We start from the raw sequence: 17,978 nt of genomic DNA on the forward strand, positions 1-17,978 counted from the left end.
AACACCGGGCGTATCCTACACGGTGGGCTTCGGCAAGCCCGCGGGCTTTATGCCGACCATCGCCAATGTAGGCTCAGACACGGCTGACTCGGATGCCAGCCCCATCACAGGTTTGACGGGAGCTTACAGCCTGACGGCCAATGAGTTCAACCCCACGGTAGACGCCGGCTTCTACAAGCCCGCTTCGATTGGTGACTACGTGTTCAACGACGTCAACAAAGACGGTGTGCAGAACACGGGCGATACGCCAATTCCAGGTGTAGTAGTTACGCTCTACCAGAACGGTTCAGCCATTGCTACTACGACAACCAACGGAGCTGGTCTTTACAGCTTCACGGGCCTGACCCCTGGTGCTGCTAACAGCTATGTGGTGGGCTTCACGCCGCCCGCTGGCTTTAGCGTAACCAACCCGCTGTCGGGCACGGACAAGACACTGGATTCGGACGCTGATCTGATTACAGGTCGGTCAGGCAGTGTCACGCTCACGTCTGGTGAGAACAACACCTCAGTGGATGCTGGTTTCTACCAGCCCTCGGCCGGTTTGGGTGACTATGTCTTTGAAGATAAAAATCTGGATGGTATCCAGAACGGTGGCGACGTGCCGATTCCGAACGTGCTGGTGACGCTGTACCTCAATGGTTCGGCAGTAGCCACCACGCTGACAGATGGCGCTGGCTTGTACTCGTTCACGGGTCTGACTCCAGGCACTGCCAATAACTACGTAGTCGGTTTTGCCAAGCCTGCTGGTTTCGGTCCAACGCTCTCGAACGTAGGTTCGGACACGGCCGACTCTGATGCTGACCTGGTGACGGGCAAAACCCAGTCAGTGACTCTGGCTCCAGGTGAGTTCAACCCCACCCTCGACGCTGGCTTCTTCCGCACGGCTTCTATTGGTGACTACGTCTTTATCGACATAGATAAGAGTGGCACGCAAACGCCGGGCGACAAACCGCTTCAGGGTGTGATCATCACGCTCTATCAGAACGGTTCAGCCGTGGCCACTACGGTGAGTGACGTCAACGGTGCTTATAGCTTCACGGGTCTGACCCCCGGCACCAGCAACAGCTACTCAGTAGGTTTCGCCAAGCCATCGGGCTTTAACACAACCACGGCGAGTGTAGGTGGCAACCCCACGCTCGACTCGGATCCTGATCCGATTACCGGTCTGACGAAGAGTGTTACGCTGAGCAACGGCGAAAGCAACACGAGCATCGACGCGGGCTACACGCCACAGTCAGCCAGCCTGGGTGACTACGTCTTTGAAGACAAGAATGCCAACGGCACACAAGACGCCGGCGACGTGCCGATTCCGAATGTGCTGGTGACCCTGTACTCAAACGGTACAGTAGTGGCCACCACGCAGACCAACGGATCGGGCTTGTACAGCTTCACCGGCCTCACGCCAGGAAAGCCGTACTACGTAGGCTTCGGCAAACCGGCTGGCTTCACGCCAACGGTGGCTAACCTGGGTGACGATACGAAAGATTCCGACGCCGACATAACCACTGGCCTCAGCCAGACGGTAACGCTGGCCGACATGGAGTATAACCCAACCATCGACGCGGGCTTCTACCGGCCTGCCTCACTGGGCGACTATGTCTTTGTTGACAAAAACCGCGACGGTGTGCAGAATACAGGTGATACGCCGCTGCCAGGTGTGCTGGTGACGCTGTACCTGAATGGGTCGGCCGTGGCTACGACGACCACAAACGGTTCAGGTGCTTACAGCTTCACGGGCCTGATGCCGGGTACAACCAATGTATACCAGGTAGGCTTCACCAAGCCAGCTGGCTATGATGCCACTACGGCACTGGTTGGTACAGATCGTACGCTTGATTCCGACGCTGACCCCATCACGGGTCGCAGCCAGAGCCTGACTTTGTCGTCGGGTGAGAGCAACACGTCTGTCGATGCTGGTTACCTACCACAACTGGGTACCATTGGCGACTTCGTTTGGTATGACTACAACAGCGATGGTCAGCAAGCCCCAGTGGGTGAGCCAGGTGTGCCAGGTCTGTTGGTGACCTTATTCCAGAACGGATCGGCCATTGCCACTACCGCTACGGACGGCAACGGTAAGTACCTCTTCGACGGGCTGCCATCGGGTCAGTACACGGTGAAATTCACCGCACCGGCTGGCAGCGTCTTCACTACGAAGAACCGCCCAGGGGTTCCTGTTGACCAGGATAGTGATGCAGGTGCCGACGGCATGTCAGACCTGATCACTCTTGATGTGACGCAACCGCTGTCGAGCACGGCACGGGTGAATCTGACTATCGACGCGGGCATTGTGCCTTACGGGTCTATTGGTAATTACGTATGGCGTGACAACAACGGTAACGGTCTGCAAGACGACGGCCCAACGGGTATTCCGAATGTGAAAGTAGAACTGTTCGATGCCATGAACCTTACCTCGCCGCTTGACGCGACCGTGACGGATGGCAACGGCTACTACCTGTTCACGCAACTGATTGCTGGTAACTACAAGGTGAAATTCACCCTCCCAACGGGCGAGGTGTTCACCCTCCAGACGCAGGGCGGTGACCGTGGTATCGACAGCAACCCCGGTGCCGACGGCTTCAGTGACGTGATCCCCATCAGCACCAGCCTGGCGCTGGGCAACGTGGGCCGCGACAACCTGACTATCGACGCGGGTGTGAAAGCCAAGTGTGCTACGCCGATTATGTTGATGGCTTCGGTTGCCAATAGCAGCATCTGCGTAGGCGACATGACATCGGTTAGCGCCACAGCTTCTGGAGCGACCGTGATACGCTGGTACCTTGCCGCCATTGGCAACACGGTAGCGTTCACGTCGACCAACGGCCAATCGGTGCCAGTTGAGGTGACCACCACGACTACGTATTATGTAGAGGCTGAAACCGAAGACGGTTGCAAGAGCGAACGCAAGCCGGTCACGATCATCGTAAACGCCCGTCCGAACACGCCATCGTGCATCAAGGAGGTTAACATTTGCCAGGACGCCTTCTACGACCTGACGCAGGTGAAGCTCAACAACGTACCCCTGCCAGGCAGCACGCTGGAATGGCATACGGGTAAGAGCGAAACCAGTCCGCTGGTGACGAACCTGACGGCGGTGTCGGCGGGTGAATACTTCCTCTTCGAGAAGTCTAAGTTTGGTTGCTACAGCTACCCAACGGTGCTGACGGTAAACCAGATCGACTGCCGCTGCCAGAACCTGGCCGTGGTATCGACCACGCTCACATCGGGTTCTGCTTGTGAAGGTGGCCCCATCACGCTGATCGCCAGCATTGGCGGCTCGGCCACGGGTGTAACCTGGATGACGTCGACCTCGACCAGCACGGGTACGCTTACGGGCGCCAACAGCCTGACGGCCTACTACACGCCATCGGCAGCTGACATCGCAGCGGGTACGGTACAGTTTACGGTCATGACCAATGACCCCGACGGTTCGGGCTACTGCGTGCCTGCGAAGAGTTCGGTTGTGGTGGCCATCAGCCCCCGCCCGGATGCTCCCCTTGGCGCTGCCTGTGAAGATGAGATTCTGTGCAAAGGCGGCAGCACCAAGCTGTTTGGCTTCACGGCATCGAACGGTAAGATCAACTGGTACAACAAGGCCACAGGTCTGTTAATCGGCACGTCGATGAACGGCAAGCCGCTGACGGTGACGCCAATGGCATCGACGACGTATCTGGCCGAGGCCGTGAGCGCCGCCGGTTGCACCAGCCTGACGAAAGTAGAAGTGGTCGTCACCGTGAAAGCAACCTGCCTGGCTGATCTGGCAGTGGTGAAAACGGTACTGACGGCTGGCCCATACAAGCTGAACGATATTGTGTCATTCGGTATCCTGGCCAAAAACAATGGCCCGGTAACGGCTAAGAGCGTAACGGTATCTGAAGTGCTCCCAGCCACGCTGGAGTTCGTCAGCGCCACGCCTGCGGCTGAGTTCAACGCCGGAACGGGTGTCTGGACGGTAGGTACGCTGACGAGTGGCTCAGACCGCAACCTCATTATTCAGGCCCGCGTGAAAGGCACTGGTACGCTGGCTAACTCGGCCGTTATCAGTAGCCCGGACGACGACCCAAGCAAGCCGGAGAACAACACCTCGACGGTGACAATCTCGGTAGATCAGTGCGCTGTGAACCCGCCAACCATTGCCTGCGCCGTAACGGCACTCTGTGGTCAGGACGAGTCTACGGTACTGACCGCCCGCGACTGCGACGGCACGATCAAGTGGAGCAACGGCATGACGGGCAACCGCATCTCGGTGACTCCAGGTCAAACCACGGTCTACTCAGCTTCGTGTGTGATTGGTGCCTGCACCAGCGGTTCGTCAAACACGATTGCGGTATCGGTAACGAACGCTCCAACGCCAACCATCCTTGCCAGTGCCGACAAGCTCTGCGTAGGTGGTGTGGTTAGCCTCACGGCTACCGGTTGCGAGAATGGCACGGTATACTGGTCAGACAGCATGGTAGGCAGCGTAGTATCGCTGACTATCACTGGCGAGACCCTGATTACCGCCCAGTGCCGCGTGAATAATTGCTACGGCAAAGCCGCCGAGAAGTTGATCAAGGTGGGTAATGACCTGCCAAAACCAACGGTGGTTTGCAGCACAACGGAAGTATGCCCCGGCGAAACCGTAACCCTGACCGTGCAGAACTGCACGGGTACGCCACGCTGGAGCACGGGCGAAACCACCACCAGCATCACGGTGACGCCAACGCTGGGCAACAGCAGCTACTCGGTATACTGTAGCAACGGTGCCAACTGCAATAGCCCACGCTCGAACGACTACACGATCCGTGTGATCCCGAACGTGATTCCAACGGTAACGGCCAGCGCCACGTCAATCTGCGTGGGTGGTGCCGTGAGCCTGACGGCCAGCGGTTGCGAAGGCACGGTGAAGTGGAGCAATAACATGACGGGCAACGTGATCTCGGTTACGCTGAACGCCTCGGAAAGCTTCTACGCCACCTGCCGGGTACGTGATTGCGTAAGCGATCCGTCGAAGTCAGTAGCTATAACGGTTGGCAAGCCACAGGCCCCAACCATCCGCGCCATCCCGAACACGGCTATCTGCGCTGGTGAGTCGGTCACGCTGACGGTAGCTGAAGGCTGCGACAACGGCACGGTGAAATGGACGAACACCGACCTGACAGGCCGCACTATTGTGGTCATGCCAGGCGCGAACACCGACTACACCGCCACCTGCGTAGCCGACGGCAACTGCATCAGTGGTGCGTCGAACGTGGTGAAGGTGATTGTGAAAACAGCCGGTACTGCCCCCACCATCATGGCCTCAAGCACGGCTGTCTGCAACGGTGCCAGCGTAACGCTGACCGCCAGCGGCTGCACGGGCACGGTGATGTGGAGCAACAACATGACGGGTGCCTCAATTGTGGTGCAACCAACGGCCGAGATGAACAGCTTCTACGCCGTCTGCAAGCAAGCCGACAAGTGTGGTAGCCCACAGTCACGCACGATCAAGATCAACCTGTCTACGCCGCCAGCGCCCACTGTGGTTTGCAGCACCAGCGTCATTTGCCCAGGTGAATCTGTTGATCTGACGATTCAGAACTGCGCCGGTTCGCCGATGTGGAGCACGGGTGCCGCCGACAATGGTAAAACCACCATTACGGTATCGCCCTCGGTGAACACCAGCTACTCGGTAGTCTGCAAAGACGCTACTGGCTGCACCAGCGCCCCATCGCAACTGTACACCATTACGGTGGTGCCGCTGAAACCGCTGGTTATTTCGGCTTCGAAAACTGAGATCACCCCAGGTGAATCAGTGACGCTGACCGCCGAGGGCTGCCCCACCGGTGGTGTGGTAACCTGGAGCAATAACCAAACGGGTAGTATGATCGTGATTGCGCCAACGGCTGCTGTCAGCTACTACACGGCTACCTGCCGCTACCGTAGCTGCACCACAGACCCATCGCTGACGATTACGATCAAACAGAAGGGTCCTGATAACTGCACCGCGAAAGCCGGTACGCTGGTTACCTCGACATCAGCCGTATGTGCATCGAGCCTGACTACGGTTACCCTCTCTGCTACCGACAATGGTGGTCGCGTGGTGCCAGCGGGTTACTCGGTAGTCTATGTGCTCACGAAAGGGTCAGAACTGGTGATTCAGCAGACAAGCAACACACCGTCGTTCTCGGTGCCTGCCAGTGCCGCTGGTATCTACACCATCCATACGCTGGTCTACGATCCGAAAACCCTCGACCTGTCGGTGGTGAAACCGGGCGTGACTACGGGTGTTGATGTGCTGAACCTGATTCAGGCCAACAAGCTCTGCGCCGACCTCGACGTAGCCGGTGCCCGCACGAAGGTGATCTTCACGGCGCCACCGGTTATCAAAGGGCCAAACCAGTCCGTTCAGTGCTACGGTACGGTTGTCTCGTTCACGGCCACTGGTTGTGAGAATGGCAACGTTGCCTGGAGCAACGGTACCACGGGTAATCTGCTGTCGCTGACGGTGGTACAGGATGCCTGGTTCTACGCCACCTGCACGGTAGATGGCTGCACCAGCTACCGGTCAGACATGATCGACACGTACCTGGCCCGCCCAGCGGTGCCAACGGTGGCCTGCAACAAACCAAGCGTTTGCGCTGGCGACGAAGCTACGCTGACGGCCGTGGGTTGCGAAGGTGGTAACTACGTATGGTCTACGGGTGCAACTGGTAACACCCTGGTGGTGACGCCACAACTAAGCACGACCTACGCTGTGAAGTGTGTGATTGGCAAGTGCGAGAGCGCTTTCTCACAAATCTGCAGCCTCACGGTAGGTGCGCCAGCTACACCAGCAGTAACGGTGAACGGCGAGACAGGTACAATCAGCACCTGCTACGGCGCTCCTGTAACGCTCACCGCCAAAGGTTGCCCAGCTGGTTCATACGCCGTGTGGAGCAACAACATGGTCGGCAGCAGCATCACAGTGACGCCAGCTCTGTCAGCTACGTACTCGGCACAGTGCTGCACCTCGAACAACTGCAAGAGCCAGCGGTCGAACGTGATTACGCTGACGGTACAGCCAAAAGTGCCGCAGCCGAAAACAACCGACCTGACGAACGCCTGTCCGTTCAAGTCGGTGAATCTGGCCAATGGCGTAGGTGCCGTTGCCACCACCGGCGGAACGTTCGAGTACTACACGACCAGCACGCTGGAGCCAGCCTCGAAACTGGCTAATACCAACGTGACCGTGTCTGGTACGTACTATGTAGTAGAGAAAACGACGACCGGCTGCTACAGCCTGCCATCGACGATCCAGGTGAACATCACCAACTGCGGCGATCAACTGCCCTGCGGTGACAACCCTGTAACGGCCAATGCCGGTAAAGACGACCAGATATGCGCCGCCAAGTCGTACAAACTGGCCGGTGTGATTTCGGGGACGAATGCTACGGCCCAGTGGAAAACCAGCGGTACCGGTACCTTCGACAATGCCTTCAGCCCAACAGCCATGTACGTTCCGTCACTGACGGACGTGCAGGCGGGCCAGGTAACGCTGACGCTCTCGGTTCGCTCGAATAACACGACCTGCCCAGGGCAAACCGACGCGATGGTGCTGACGATCAACGGGCCTAAAACCCAGCCAACCGTCAGAATCGTGGGTGCCACGCAGCTTTGCGCTGGCGAAACCGTGAAACTGGAAGCACCAGCCGGGTTTACCTACCTGTGGTCTAACAAAGCCACCACGCAGAGCATCGTTGTCGACAAGAGCGGCAGCTACTCGGTGCAGGTGTTTGACCAGGGCCTTTGCAGCTCGGTACCATCAGAGGCCGTTTCTGTATCAGTAGCCGCACCGGTACCATCACCGCTGGTGGTGAATCTGCGCAACGCCTGCCCTGCTACAACGGTTAGCCTGAGCACGGCATTGGCTGGCATCACGCCCAAAGCAGGTAGCACCTACGAATACCGCATCAGCGAAGACCCTGCTTCAGGATCGCCAATGACCAGTGGTGTGGGTGAGGGTACGTACTACATCTTCGAACGTACGGCCAGCCAGTGTCTGAGCCTGCCAGGTAAGGTGATCGTGAAAATCACCGATTGCGCCAACAACACGCAAACGGCTGACATTCGCCTCGCCAAAACGGTTAGCAGCACGGCGGTTCGCATGGGCGGTATGGTATCGTACACGCTGACAGTGACCAACCTTGGCCCCAACGATGCCACCAACGTAGACGTCCGCGACGTGCTGCCGGCCGGTCTCGAACTGGTGCCGGGTACTGCCCCGCTGGCCTTTACGATAACGAATGGCGCTATCCTGAAGCGGTTTGAAAGCCTGAGCGCCAACCAGTCGGCCTCGGTGGTGATCGATACCCGCCTCACGAAGAAGGGTGATGTGGTCAACATGGCCAGCATTACTTATAGCGACGTCAATGACCCCAACGCCGGCAACAACACGTCGAGCGTGACGGTAAGCGACAACAGCCCTGCCCGCGCTGGTATCATCGGTCTGGCGAAGGAAGTGGTTGGTACACCGGTGATGATCTCCGACAAGAACTTTGTAGCCACGTACCGCTTCTCGGTCACCAACTATGGCGACGATGCCCTGACCAGCGTAGGTATCACCGATAACCTCGATGCGGCCTTTGGTGCAGGTAATGTGCTGACTACGGAAGTAAACACCGATGCCGCCAACGACCTGGACCTCAACCCTGCCTTTACGGGTTCGGGTGCCAACACCCAACTGTTAGCCTCGACCAGCAAACTGGCTCCCGGCGAAACAGCCACGGTTACGCTGAGCCTGACGGCTTTGAAGCAAAATGATGCCATCAGCAACTCGGCAACAGCCACGGCTATGAACGCCACCACGTCGGTGAGCGATGAGTCGGTGAGTGGTGCCAATGCTGACCCCGATGGCGACTTCGACCCGACCAACAACACCGGTGCTACCACCTTCCAGCTTGATCCTGTAACGCAGGAGAATCGCCAGTTGGGTGTGTCGCTGAATGTTCTCTCGAGCGAGAAGCAGCCCGATGGCAGCTATAATGTGACGTACCAGATTTTTGCCAAAAACTTCGGTACCACCACGCTAACGAACGTAAGCCTCGTCGATACGCTGTCGAATGCCTTCCCGGCACCGGTTAGCTTCTCGCTGGTAGGCAAGCCAACGCTGAGCGCGGGTAGTTCGCTGGTACTGAGCGATGACTTCAAAGGAACCAATGATTCGCCCTACTTCCTCTTCAGCGGCATTAGTTCGCTGACGGCCGGTCAGCAGGACGTGATCACCTTCACGGTCAACGTACAGCCCGGTGCCAACACGGGTCCGTTCTACAGTACGGTATACGGCTCAGGCCGCCCCCAAAGCACAACCCTGACGGTGCGTGATCGGTCGAACCCCGGTTCAACGATCTTCCCCGCCATCGACCAGCCAACGGGCGTACGCTTCGATCTGCCAGCCGGGTTAATCGGTATGGCCAAAGAAGTGGGTGATCCCGTACTGGTTGACCAGGCCAAGAAAATCTACGACATTCCGTACATCATCAAAGTATGCAACCTGGGTTCAGTAGACCTGAAGCGCATTCAGGTGGTTGACGATCTGTCGAAGACGTTTGGCAACGGTGCCTCTGTGCAAAGCGTGACGGTTACAGCCGACGAAGGGCTGAAAGTAAACACAGGCTACACCGGCCTGGGTCTGCTGACCAACATGCTCGACACTACGGCCAGCAGCCTGCCGGTTAAAGCCGTGAAATACATTCGGCTGGTAGCCCGGGTGAACATGTCGGCGGCCACGTCGCTGACATTCACCAACGTAGCGGTCGGTTCGGGTATGAGTGGTACCGCCACGGTATCAGACATCTCGAACACGGGTTCAAACGTTGACCCCGATAATGACCTCGATCCGCGCAACAACAACGACGGGACGCAGGTGCGGCTCAACAGCCTGCCGGGTGCCTCGCACATTGGGGTTGCCCTGTCGGTGCGTGACACAGCTCGCCAGAGCAATGGCAGCTACAACGTAACCTACCGCGTGGTGGTGAAAAACTACGGAGTTGTGGCTATGCGCAATGTCTCGCTGACCGATACGCTCTCGAAAGTATTTAACGCGCAGGTAGGTGCCGGTTTCAGCATCCTTGGCACACCAATTGCATCAAAAGGTAGTAAGCTAAAACTCAACCCAGGCTTCAATGGTAGTACAAGCCCATTCTTTGTCCTGGGCGACTCAACCAGTCAGTTGGGAGTAGGAGCAACGGATACACTGCTGATTCGCGTGAACGTGACGACTACGGGCCAAACCGGTCTATTCTTCAACACGGTTTATGCAACGGCCACGCTGGTTTCAACCGGAGCCAGAGTTGATCCTGACATCCTGCGCGACGTGTCGACCAATGGCCTCAACCCGGATCTGAACGGTAACAACAACCCGACCGATCCGAACGAAAGTGAGGCTACGCCGCTTAACCTGCCCCTGTCTGACCAGGCCGTATTCATCCCAGAGGGCTTCTCGCCCAACGGCGACGGTATCAACGACCTGTTTGTGATTCGGGGTGTGCAGGCCCAGACTGTTGCATTGGAAGTCTTTAACCGCTGGGGCCACCGTGTCTACGCGAATACAGACTATAAGAACGACTGGGACGGCAAGTCGAACACGGGTGTGCAAGTCGGCAACGCAACCAGCGATGGCCTGCCCGACGGAACATACTACTACGTCGTGAAATTGAGTGATGGCCGCGAGTTCGTACGATTCATGACGATTAACCGTTAACAGCCATGTGCAAGCAACACGGATTTAAGCTTTGGGCCGCTGTGCTGCTACTCACCCTGGGGGTGGGTAGCAGCCGGGTTCAGGCACAGCAGGACAAAATGTTCTCGCAGTATATGTTCAACATGATGGCGCTCAACCCGGCCTATGCCGGTAGCCGCGACGTGCTGAGCATGACGGCCCTCTACCGGGCACAATGGATGGGCATTGAAGGCGCCCCCCGAACCACCACGTTCACCGCCGACATGCCCCTCAATCGCGAACGCATTGGCATTGGCATTCAGCTCTACAATGACCAGATCGGTGTTTCCAACGAAACGGGCGGCTACCTGTCCTACGCCTTCCGCTTCCGGGTGGGCGAACGGTCAACGTTATCGCTGGGGTTGAACGGCGGCTTGTCGGCCTACAGTGTCCGACTGACCGACGTGCTCACCGCACCCGGTACCTCTGGCACCGATCCGGCTTTTGCCTCGAACATCAACAAAATGCTCCCCAACTTCGGCACGGGTATTTACCTGAGCAACGACCGGTCGTACATCGGCGTTTCGGTGCCCCGCCTGCTGCGCAACAACCTCGGCGATTTCAATTCGGGACAGATTCGCGCCCGGCAGGCCCGGCACGCCTACGCCGCCGCTGGGTTTGTGGTGGGCCTCAGCCCGGCCCTGAAACTGAAGCCGTCGGTGCTGGTGAAATATGCCGAAGGTGCCCCCCTGGGTTTCGACGGTAACATGAACCTCTGGATCAACGACCGCGTGGCCATTGGCACCTCGTTCCGTAAGAACCAGTTCTACACCTGGACGTCCGAAACCAACGACGCCGTGGTGGGTATGCTGGAACTACAGCTCAGCGATCAGTTCCGCCTCGGTTATGCCTACGACTACACCCTCAATGGGTTGCGTAAGTTCGCGCCAAGCTCACACGAGATCATGATTCGCTACGAATTTGGCTTTGGAAAGAACCGTATTCTAACACCACGTTACTTCTAAGATTTCGGCAAAGTATTTGCTATCATTGGGTATGTGCTCCTTTTGTGAGTACATACCCTTTTTTGTTGACTAACCCATCCCATCTCGAAGACCATGACCGCTCGTCTTTCTTTCTGCTTTGCGTTGTTGTTGTGGGCCTGTTCCGGGCCTGCTCTGGCACAGAGTACGCTGAAACAGGCCGATCAGCAGTTTGCCCAGTTTGCCTACGCCAACGCCGCCGAACTGTATGAGGGTGCCCTGAACCAGGCCCGCCTCGCCACTGAAGCCGAGGTGCGCAACACCCGCTTCAAACTAGGCGAGTGCTACCGGCAATTGCGCAAAACCGAACAGGCCGAGCGCGTGTACCGCGACCTGATTGGCGAAGGAAAACTGCCCACCGACTACAACAATGCCTACTTGCACTTTGCCCAGGCCCTGGCCAGCAACGGCAAATACAAAGAGGCGCAGGAAGCCTACGAGACCTATACCAGCCTACAGGGCAGCAACGCCGACCCCCGTGGCCCCCGGTTTTCGAAGCTCTATAACGACGTGAGCGCCCTGACCAGCAACAGCGGCAGCTACCGCGTCGACTACCTCGACCTCAACACCCGCAAGGCCGAATTCAGCCCCATGTATTTCCGCAATGGGCTGGTATTCGTTACCTCGGCCGGTGCCGACAATGGTGTGCGAAGGGTGTTCAACTGGGACAATTCACCGTTTCTGGACCTGTACTACGTGCCCGACATGTCGGTGCTGAAAACCGATGATGCCGCACGGATGGGTGGGGGCCAATCGCGCCGCAAACTCATGAAACAGCAGTCGTACCGGCTCTTGGGGCGCGACGATTTCACGGCCCGCACCGCCAATGACAGCCGCACAGTAGGGGTGTTTGGAGGCAATCAGGTACAGGCGGGCGAAGGTTACGACATCGTGCCTATCTCAGAGTCGGATCAGTTCAGCCGGTCGCTCAACACCAAATACCACGAAGGCCCCGCCACGTTCAGCAAAGACGGGTCGCGGGTGATCTTCACGCGCAACAACTTCAACAACGGCCATGAACGCAAAAGCAGCGAGGGCATCAACAAGCTCAAGCTCTACACCGCCAAACAAACCAGCGGGGCCTGGGGTGATATTGAAGAAATGCCTTTCAATAGCGACGAATATTCAACCGGCCACCCCACGCTCACCGCCGACAACCGCACGCTCTATTTTGCCTCTGACATGCCCGGCGGATTTGGCGGCACCGACATCTACAGCTCGCGCTGGGAGGGCACCCGCTGGGCGACGCCGGTGAACATGGGGCCTGCGGTCAATTCAAAAGGCAATGAACTGTTTCCCTTCGTCGACGAAAAAAATAACCTCTACTTCGCCTCCGACGGGCTGCCTGGCCTGGGTGACCTCGACCTGTTTTTCACCCAGATAGACCCGGCTGGTAAGGCCATAGGCGTGGTGCATAACCTGGGCGAACCCATCAACTCATCGAAAGACGACTTCGGCATCATCACCGACAGCAACCGGAAAGAGGGTTATTTCAGCAGTAACCGCAAAAACGGCGGTGCCGACGATGACATCTATCGGTTCAAGCGTGAAGGGTCGCTGTATCCATGCCGCCAACTGACGGTGGCCATTTTCGACGCGCAAACCCACGACCCGCTGCCCAATACGCCCGTGGTGGTGCAGGGCGGCGAACCCGGCAACGAGCACAAAGCCCTTCAGACCGACGCCAGCGGCAACATTCGGCTGTGCGTGAATGACGAAAGTGACCTGCTCTTCACGGCCAACCGCGAGGGGTACCTGGCCAGCAAAGTGGGCTTCTCGACCCGGAATGTCCAGGACGACCTGCCCTCGCGCCTGGAAATGGCGCTGACCAAACCCACGCTGCTGACGGCTGCCGAAGGCGTGGTAACGGGCGAAGTGCGAGACGTAAATGGCCGGGTAGTGAGTCAGCGCGATGGTAAAGCCTTGGCGCTGGTCAAGATTGTACTCATCAACCAGTGCGACGGCTCGCGGCAGGAGGTCTATTCCGATGCCAGCGGGAACTACAGTTTCTCGTCGGTGGCGGGTTGCGAATACGTTATTGAAGGAGCTAAAGACCGCATGGCCACCAAGGGCGGGCGCGTGAGCAAAGATGGTACCGGCGACACTAACCTGAAGATGTTCGGTGCGGGCGACGTGATGCGGATCGATGATATTTATTACGACCTCAATAAAGCCGATATCCGTCCCGACGCCGCCGCCGAACTGGACAAACTCGTGATGATGCTTACCAAATACCCGGAGATGACCATCGAGATGCGGTCGCACACCGACAGCCGGGCTACCAGCCAATATAACAAGCGGCTCTCCAGCGACCGGGCCAAAGCCGCCATTGCCTATATCGCCTCGAAGGGCATTGCCAAAAAACGGCTCCGCGCCAAAGGCTACGGCGAATCGGCGCTGGTCAACGGCTGCTCAGACGGCATTGACTGCACTGAAGAACAGCACCAGCAAAACCGCCGCACCGAGATTAAGATTTTGAGAGTAGAGTAGGATGTACCACGGACTTCAGTCCGTTTACTAATGCGAAAGCAATAAAATGAGCTGTTGCTTGCGCATTGGTAAACGGACTGAAGTCCGTGGTACGTTCCTGCTTTTAGGAAAATAGCCGGGGAACAAGCAACTTGCAGCAATGGTAAACTACGCACGTCAGAAGGGCCTTTGCCGGGTGCTGATTGGCCTCCTGCTGGGGCTGTTGGGGCCTGGCAACGCGTGGGCACAAAAGGAAGTGCTCTATGCGCAGTATGGGCTTAACCCCATGGCCATCAACCCGGCGTTTGCGGGCGTGCGCGAAGACTTTAGCATGACGCTGGCCTTTCGGGGGCGATTGTTCAGCTTTCTCGACCGCAATGCCGGGCAGATTGCCGCCCCCATCACGCAGACCTTTGCCGGCGACGGGCAGCTGGGCACGGGCCGCTATGGCCTGGGCCTGCAAGTGCTCAACGATCGTAACAGTGCCCTTGGGCTGGGCCTTATCTGCCTCAGCAGCAACCTGTCGTATCATGTAGTGCTGCCCAACCTGGCCAAATTGTATCTGGGGGCGCAGTTGGGGGCTAACATCCTGCCCATCACCGACCTGACCAGCAGCGTCAACACCAGTTCGGTGCTGCTCAGCTACGGAGCCGGGCTATATTATGATGCCGAAAAAATGTTTGCGGGCCTGTCGGTGCCCGAACTGGGGCGCAGTGCCAAAACCGTACTGGGCCTACCGCAGTTTCAGGTAAACCACCCTGTTTTTATTCAGCTTGGCGGCAGGTTAGACCTCACCGAAGACCTTCGGCTGCTGCCCTCGGTGCTGCTGACACAAACAGACAATTACCCGCTGGCTTATAACCTCGACGCCAAACTCTGGTACGCCCAACGCGCCGCCCTGGGGGTGTCGGTGCGGCAAAACAACGTTTTTTATTATAAAGGCCCCGTCAGCTACGTGCAGGCCTCGCTCGACGTGCAGCTTTCGCCCAATATCAGGCTTGGTTATACGTTCAACTCTACAGCGCCTGAAGCAGCACCGAACTCGTTTCAGCCGCAGATCCACGAACTGATCTTTCGCTTTACACCCAACCCTAACCAACTTCGGTTCTCCTACTTTTAGCCTCGTATGTCGAACCAACGCACCATCAACGACTTATTTATCACCCACGATCTGGACCGTGAGTTTCCGCTGGCGGCCTTTTTCGTACATACCTATGGCCAATATCCCAACTACTTGTTTACCCACGAAGACTACAAAGCCGATCTGCATGAATGGCTGCTAAGCCGTGGCTTTTTGGTCATTAACCAGTCGGTGCGTCTCTCGAAAGAGGGATTTCGGAACAACGGGCGTATCTACCACCACCCCGATGGTGTCATGCTGGAAGGTGAGTTTGTGGCCGATTCGTACTGCCGCCTATCGGGCTTTTTTCAGAACGAAAATGCCCTCCGTACCACGCTGGCCGGTATTGAAGAACTGGTTTACGAGCATGAGCCAGAACAAACTCATATTTACCTTATTCAGAGCGGGTTAGGTGGATTACACACCGAGCGGGTGGATATCCGTCCGCCCGAAATAGACCTTGGCTTGTATTATAACGATGGCTTTGTTGACGTGCATGAGCGGCTGGTAGCCTTGTTAAACCGGCCCAAATACAAGGGCCTGATTCTGTTGCACGGCGAGCCGGGTACCGGCAAAACCACTTACATCAAGTACCTCAGTTCGCAGGTGCGCAAGAACATGCTGATCTTGCCGCCCTACATGACCAACTACCTCACCTCGCCAGACCTGATCCCGTTTTTGCTCGAACAGCGAGACTCGGTGCTGATCATTGAAGACGCCGAGCGCATTTTGCAGGCCCGCGAAGCCGGGGGCGACACCAACAGCGTGTCGAATATTCTGAACCTGACCGATGGCCTTCTGGCCGACTGCCTGCACATTCAGATCATTGCTACGTTCAACGCTAACAAAAGCCTGCTCGATAAGGCGCTATTGCGCAAAGGCCGCCTCATGGTCGACTATGCATTTGGCAAGCTGGCGGCCCCCAAAGCCAACGCGTTGCTCACTACGTTGGGTGTGAACCACCACACCGACGCGCCCATGACCCTGGCCGATATTTTCAATACGGAAGAACAGACCATTTCGGGCGACCGCGTAGAGGGCGTACGGGTAGGTTTCTAGGATTTAGGCCTAGGCGTAGCTGTCCACACCCAGATGCCAGGTTTGTCGCTTTCAATCAGCGTGGCCGTAACGTGCCAAACTGTCAAAATGGTTGCCGTAGAAGTGTACGTAAGCGGCAACATAATAAAATTGTTTAAAAAGTAGAATTACTTGTAACAGTTTACCTATCAAAAACTCTGCCTTACTGTCAGTTGACACTATTGTAAACGTAAAAACCGCGTGAGCGGCTGACCAAATTACACGTAACGAGCTTATTAAGCTTTTTATAAATAAAAAGCCACGCTCCTGTATATACGTTATAGAGGAGCGTTACAAGCTTAGGCACGTTCTTTGTAAGGCCTTGCTCAGAAACCCGTACCTTTGCCCTACCCGTACAGCCCTACTAGACTGCACGGGTTTTTTGTACCATGGAGATTCGCAAATCGGACCGGCTCACGCACCTCAAATACGATATCAGAGGGCCGGTGTATGAAAAATCGCTGGAATTAGAGAGCCAGGGCTACAAAATCATCAGCCTCAACATCGGCAACCCAGCGTCGTTTGGTTTCGACACGCCCGACGAGATCGTGCACGACATGATCCTCAACATCCGCAACGCGCAGGGCTACGCCGACTCGCGGGGGTTGTTTGCCGCCCGTAAGGCCGTGATGCACTACACTCAGAACCTGGGCCTGCCGGGCGTTACGATCCAAGATATATATATCGGTAATGGCGTGAGCGAGTTGATCCTGCTCTCGATGCAGGCGCTCATCAACGAAGGCGACGAAGTGCTGGTACCCTCGCCCGACTACCCTCTCTGGACTACCTCGGTGGCGCTTTGTGGTGGTAAACCGGTGCATTACGTCTGCGAAGAAGATAACGGCTGGAACCCCAACCTAGCCGATATCGAAAGCAAAGTCACTCCCCGCACCCGCGCCGTGGTGATGATCAACCCCAACAACCCAACCGGCGCAGTATACGATAAACCCATCCTGGAAGGCCTGGCCCGTATTGCCGAAAAACACCAGCTCATTGTTTTCGCCGACGAGATCTACGACAAGATTCTTTACGACGAGGCCATGCATCATCCCATGGCGCGGTTCGTGCATGACACGCTCTGCATCACCATGAACGGTCTGTCTAAAAACTACCGGGCGGCGGGGTTCCGGGGCGGATGGCTGGTGATGACCGGGGCCAAACACAAGGCGCAATCGTACATTGAGGGGCTAACGCTGCTGGCCAGTTTGCGGCTCTGCGCCAACGTACCTACCCAATACGCCATCCAGACGGCCCTGGGTGGCTACCAGAGCATTCATGACCTGGTGATGCCCACTGGGCGGCTCTACCGACAAATCAAACTGGCCTACGAACGCATGGTGGCCATCCCGGGCATCAGTTGCACCCCACCCAAAGGAGCGCTGTACATCTTCCCGAAAATCGACCTAAGCCAGTTTAACATCAAAGACGACAACGAGTTTGTCTATGATTTGCTGACGGAACAAAAAGTGCTGGTGGTGGCCGGGCAGGGCTTTAATTACGGCTCCCCCGACCATTTTCGCATCGTCTGCCTCCCCAACGTCGACGAACTCACCATTGCCCTCGACCGCATTGAGGCCTTTCTGGAAAGCAGGAGGATTTAATGTACATTGTT

General features: G+C 57.0%; 6 protein-coding genes. All 6 read left to right on the forward strand.

Features of this window, described 5'->3' with window-relative positions; all coding sequences use genetic code 11:
• Positions 1–22 precede the first annotated feature (22 nt).
• The 6 genes from J2I48_RS27940 (at position 23) to J2I48_RS27965 (ending at position 17,967) form a co-directional block, all read left to right on the forward strand.
• Positions 23–10,699 carry an SdrD B-like domain-containing protein gene (locus J2I48_RS27940; protein ID WP_310587320.1) on the forward strand — a complete coding sequence of 3,559 codons (10,677 nt, stop codon included), beginning with the start codon at positions 23–25 and terminating at the stop codon, positions 10,697–10,699.
• 5 nt (positions 10,700–10,704) lie between these two features.
• A complete protein-coding gene (locus J2I48_RS27945) occupies positions 10,705–11,682 on the forward strand; it encodes a PorP/SprF family type IX secretion system membrane protein (RefSeq protein ID WP_207338842.1) in 978 nt (325 codons plus the stop codon).
• 93 nt (positions 11,683–11,775) lie between these two features.
• Entirely contained in the window at positions 11,776–14,190 is a 2,415-nt protein-coding gene (locus J2I48_RS27950; RefSeq protein ID WP_207338843.1) for an OmpA family protein, read from the forward strand.
• A 139-nt stretch (positions 14,191–14,329) separates the two neighbouring features.
• Positions 14,330–15,289: a PorP/SprF family type IX secretion system membrane protein gene (locus tag J2I48_RS27955; protein ID WP_207338844.1), complete on the forward strand. Its 960-nt coding sequence runs from the start codon at positions 14,330–14,332 to the stop codon at positions 15,287–15,289.
• Positions 15,290–15,295: 6 nt separating this feature from the next.
• Positions 15,296–16,348: an AAA family ATPase gene (locus J2I48_RS27960; RefSeq protein WP_207338845.1), complete on the forward strand. Its 1,053-nt coding sequence runs from the start codon at positions 15,296–15,298 to the stop codon at positions 16,346–16,348.
• 407 nt (positions 16,349–16,755) lie between these two features.
• A complete protein-coding gene (locus J2I48_RS27965; RefSeq protein WP_207338846.1) occupies positions 16,756–17,967 on the forward strand; it encodes a pyridoxal phosphate-dependent aminotransferase in 1,212 nt (403 codons plus the stop codon).
• Positions 17,968–17,978 lie beyond the last annotated feature (11 nt).

This window comes from Fibrella aquatilis (genome assembly GCF_017353255.1).
Taxonomy (GTDB): domain Bacteria; phylum Bacteroidota; class Bacteroidia; order Cytophagales; family Spirosomataceae; genus Fibrella; species Fibrella aquatilis.